This is a genomic window from Colwellia sp. F1 (assembly GCF_056238625.1).
Genome location: NZ_JBWDLI010000052.1, coordinates 1 through 3,253, shown reverse-complemented (window position 1 = coordinate 3,253; position 3,253 = coordinate 1). Strand labels below are relative to the sequence as shown.

Genomic DNA, 3,253 nt, shown 5'->3' with positions numbered 1-3,253 from the left:
CAATGGCTCTCTCCAGCACATCACGGGCATCACCCGCGGTGCCTAATGCACCAAGACCGCCGCGTTCACGTGCGTAGGACGCCAGCACGATGCCTTGCCAGACCAATACCTCCGCTTGATCAGGATATTGGTTAGCCAGTTGCTCAACCTCATTGGCTAGCGCTTTAAGCGTGCTCTCACGCTCGTTAGCAGGCATCTCAGTGACGGTGTGTTCCCAACGATTCTTTAGCGAGAACACATCGCTTTCATACGCCGACACGCTTAATGGGGCTAACGCTAAGGCACTACCTAATGCCGCTGCAATGACTAAACGAGAAAAAGGGGATGTGCGCATAATAAGCTCCTGATTTATTTTTGTGCTTTCTAGCAAGCAATACGTTTGGTTCTGGGGTTTTGAACCCCCACACCCATAATGTAACGAACGTTTGAATGAATCGCCAATAAATAAGCGCTTTGTTAACCCCACTGCCATTAGCGTAAGCTGGTGCTCTTTGAGGAGGTGAAAAACGCAATGAAAGGCCGAAATATGACGCGCTGGCGCGACCCAGCGAAAGACCCGCGCCAACAACCTAAAAGCAACCTGATCACAGCAGAGGGTGCGGCTCGTCTACGTGCTGTCCTGGACCATCTATCGCGAGTTAAACGCCCCGCCATTTCGGCCAAAGTTGGCGAAGCGGCCGCCCAGGGTGACCGCAGTGAAAATGCCGATTATACAAAAGAACCCCAAACAACATACTATTCGCCATAAGCAATTGTTTTTAAATAACAAAAAAATAGTATTTATACTATTATTGCGTACTATTTCACGAGCTTAGGTCAACAATATTTAGCCCTGAGACCCATCGTTCTGCAACATCGGTGGCGGAAAGCTCATTCCAGTTTAAGCACCCACTTAAAAAAATAGCAGTTATCATTGCCTCCAAATTAGAGCTTTCTAACTCCTGGGGAAGTGCTTTTTTTATTTTCAGCTCCCAACCATATGCTTTCACTTTCGACAAGTAATTTTCGAAGAAGCTTGTAAACAAATGTTCGCATGCAAACCTATTTACTTGCTCTTTATGCATATACTCGATAACATCTTTAGACATTCTTGTCATGGTATAATAGATCTTATCTAGCGGGTATGTTTCAGCAACATACCTAAGCAAGGCATCTAGCTTTATATTTTCTTTTATATTAAGCCTATACTCAGACCCCACGTACTTTATAAGCAAATAGAGCTTTTCTACTCTTATATCATTCACCAAACACTTAATAGCCTTAATATCATCAATATCAATATCCCCCTTAACTACGTCATCATTCACTGTTAACAAAAAATCGTTCACATCATCAAAACCACATGGCAAGTTAAAATAAAAGCCTGGCTGAGGAATTCCTTTAACCTTGCCAAATATTTCAACTGCATTTCGATAACTACTACCAAGCCTTAGTCGACCGTATGCCATCCTTGCCTCCTCTCCCATCGGCACTACAACCTTAATAGCTTTTTTGGAAATTAGAGAACTGAGAGCTTCTGAATCAACACTCTTAAAACCTGACCAACTTAACCCCTCAGCCCCGAAGCTTAATGGTCCTTCACCAGCAAAACTTTCTGACAAAATAGATAATAAAAAAACTTTATCTAAATAACTTAGATCAGCATAATCATATACTTTCTCTTCTAAAGAAAATTCTAGATAATTCAAAAGCTGTTCATTACATTCTTTCTCGTAAGCTAACCTTTTTTCTTCAAGGCATGACGCGCATGTAAGACTTGCTCCACTAAGTGCTTCTTTATATCTTTTCCTACTCGAAACTGAAACTGCTCCGTCACAACAGCCACATGATACTTTACTTGTAAAAAAATAATACTCACATAAATTATTTATTATCGCTCTCAGCTTAGCACCACTAACACTATACTTTTTAGCAACATTATCAACTGAATAAAAAAACGCTTCTTCATCACTTTCTTCTGTTAACCAATAGTCATTTATCAGCCCCTCAACCCCCTCATCAATATCATCCAAATAGCACAAATAACCATTTTTATTTCTCACGTTGTCTTTTTGCATGACTATATACTCACATAAAGAATAGATATGACAATATAAAGGAAATTACAATCTAAAGCCAAAAAAAGAATAGAGATTATCTTCGGTACTTCTTTGAACAGCAGCTTGACTTAATGCACAAAGTTATCAACGCTATCCAAATACCCATATGAGTCTATTGGTGAAGTTGCTCACTATCTAAGCCAATTATGAATTGACTAGCACTGCAGATAAAACTTCCAAAGATATTTATTTTTAAACTCCACCTCACAGTTGCTGCTAAGGCGCGTTAATTTTTGATGCTCTTTTCACCGTCGACTCTGAGATATGGAAATGCTGAGCAGTTCTGCTAATGCTCGCCTCATTCTTCTCCCTCCAGCGCTTTATCTCAACGGCATCGATCTTCTTGGGACGGCCCAGATGCCTGCCTTCTGCTTTAGCTCGACGTATACCAGCCATTTGCCTTTCACGGATATTTGATCGCTCTATCTCGGCCATTGCGGCTAGCATCGTAAGCATTGCCTTTCCAATGGGCGTGTTGAGATCAAACCCTTCACGCAGGCTGATAACTGACACTCCTTTACTTTGCATGAATTGCACCGTATTCAGCACATCGACTGTATCGCGCCCGAGACGATCAATCGCATAGACCACTAGCACGTCGCCTTCACGTACATATTCTGCCAAGGCCGAAAATCCTGCACGCTGCAGAGCAGGTAACACACCAGACGTTGCCTCGTCACTCCACCAACGTTCGACATTATGGCGATTCGCAATTTCGCTACGTTGAGAGTGAGTGCTTTGATCATTGGAACTGACTCTGAGATAGCCGATCGTTGCCATTGAGCTGTATCCTCAATTTTGGATCATAAGGTGGGGTTTTCTTTTGAACCTAGGCCATAACCTAAAATGACACTTATGACCCATTAAGATTCAAGCATAATAGAAGCAGGTCAAAAGGTACACTTTTTGACCCATTAATCTTGCGGAGGCTGAACCTATATAAGAGACAAAAGGTGTTGGCGGTAATATTCAGAGAAGCTTAGCGTTAGCATGGGGGGCTCAAGAGACAGCATCTCACGCTCATTAATATTTTTTGCTGATACCGGTTGGCCATTACCTGCAGCTGACCCACCCCTCTGAGTGCCGTTCAATTGTTGGGAACGCGCCTGCTCCAATCGTAGGCTCAACTTTTGGGTTTGAAGCATTGCCTGGTC

Annotated in this window: 3 protein-coding genes and 1 pseudogene; 1 reads left to right on the top strand and 3 read right to left on the bottom strand. The window is 42.5% G+C overall.

From position 1 onward, the window contains the following. Nucleotides 1-334, bottom strand: a pseudogene (locus AC0UA9_RS16975) (hypothetical protein); the annotation flags it as partial. A 177-nt stretch (nt 335-511) separates the two neighbouring features. Between AC0UA9_RS16975 and AC0UA9_RS16970 the strand changes: the two are divergent. Beyond that, on the top strand, nt 512-748 hold the full coding sequence (locus AC0UA9_RS16970) for a transcription elongation factor GreAB (RefSeq protein WP_475661871.1): 237 nt from the start codon (nt 512-514) through the stop codon (nt 746-748). Nucleotides 749-803: 55 nt separating this feature from the next. On the opposite strand, the gene AC0UA9_RS16965 is transcribed toward AC0UA9_RS16970, so the two are convergent. Together AC0UA9_RS16965 and AC0UA9_RS16960 are read right to left on the bottom strand one after the other, a co-directional pair. Next, nucleotides 804-2,057, bottom strand: coding sequence for a hypothetical protein (locus AC0UA9_RS16965; protein WP_317998471.1), 1,254 nt, complete (start codon nt 2,055-2,057; stop codon nt 804-806). A gap of 258 nt (nt 2,058-2,315) precedes the next feature. Continuing rightward, nucleotides 2,316-2,879, bottom strand: coding sequence for a recombinase family protein (locus tag AC0UA9_RS16960; protein WP_249016715.1), 564 nt, complete (start codon nt 2,877-2,879; stop codon nt 2,316-2,318). Between the last annotated feature and the right edge of the window lie 374 nt (nt 2,880-3,253).

Excerpts from the sequence above, each read along its gene's own strand:
- AC0UA9_RS16965 (WP_317998471.1), bottom strand. The coding sequence starts at position 2,057 with ATGCAAAAAGACAACGTGAGAAATAAAAATGGTTATTTGTGCTATTTG.
- AC0UA9_RS16970 (WP_475661871.1), top strand. The coding sequence starts at position 512 with ATGAAAGGCCGAAATATGACGCGCTGGCGCGACCCAGCGAAAGACCCG.
- AC0UA9_RS16960 (WP_249016715.1), bottom strand. The coding sequence starts at position 2,879 with ATGGCAACGATCGGCTATCTCAGAGTCAGTTCCAATGATCAAAGCACT.